At 76.7% G+C, this 765-nt stretch carries 2 protein-coding genes; one reads left to right on the top strand and one right to left on the bottom strand.

The genetic code is table 11. From position 1 onward, the window contains the following. Positions 1-492 (bottom strand): isopentenyl transferase family protein (locus tag G3573_RS21765; protein WP_346427432.1); only part of this gene is annotated, 492 nt, incomplete at its 3' end. Between the two features lie 74 nt (positions 493-566). Here G3573_RS21765 and G3573_RS21760 point away from each other — a divergent pair. Then, on the top strand, positions 567-765 hold a 199-nt coding region (locus tag G3573_RS21760), incomplete at its 3' end, for an iron-sulfur cluster assembly protein (protein ID WP_163263697.1).

Raw genomic sequence — 765 nt, 5'->3', positions numbered from 1 at the left:
CCGCTGGCGGTCGCCCGGCGCGATGCGGGCGGCGGCGGCGGCATCGCGGTCGCGGAGCTCGGCGCGGAACGCGTCCTCGCCCAACAGGTCCAGCCGCGCGCGGGCCTCGGCGCGCACCGCTTCGGGGATGGCCGGCACGTCGGCCAGGCCGCGGGTCAGGGCGCGGAAGTAGAGGCCGGTGCCGCCGACTACGACCGCCGTGCGGCCCTCAGCGGCGATTTCGTCCAGAGCCGCGGTCGCCGCCTCCAGCCAGCGGCCGACCGACCAGGTCTCCGACGCGTCGGCCACGGCGTAGAGCCGGTGGGGGACGCGCGCCTCCTCCTCGGCCGAGGGGCGGGCGGACAGCACGCGCAGGTCGCGATAGATCTGCAGGGCGTCGGCGTTGACGATCACCCCGCCGGTCGCCTCGGCCACGCGCAGCGCCAGGGCGGACTTGCCGCTGGCGGTGGGGCCGGCGATCAACCTGACCTTGGCGGAGTCGCTCAGCTTCACGTGTCCTTCGTCTTGCGTTGCGGCGCGGGCGCCCGGATATGAAGCCCGCCTGCAGCCCCCGCAAGGAAAACCCCATGGCCGACACTCCCGACCGCGACGCCGTCCTGGCCGCGCTGGATCGCGTGACCGACCCGAAGAGCGGGCAGGGCCTGGCCCAGGCGGGCCTGGCGCGCGGCCTGGCGCTGGGGCCCGGCCGGGCCGGCTTCATGCTGGAGGTCGCGCGCGAGGACGCCGCGCTCTACGCGCCGGTGCGCGAACAGGCCGAGGCCGCGC

It is taken from the genome of Caulobacter sp. 17J65-9 (assembly GCF_010975005.1).
In the GTDB taxonomy this organism is placed as follows: domain Bacteria; phylum Pseudomonadota; class Alphaproteobacteria; order Caulobacterales; family Caulobacteraceae; genus 17J80-11.
Note: the sequence above shows the minus strand (reverse complement) of the source record. Positions and strands in the feature narration are given on the sequence as shown.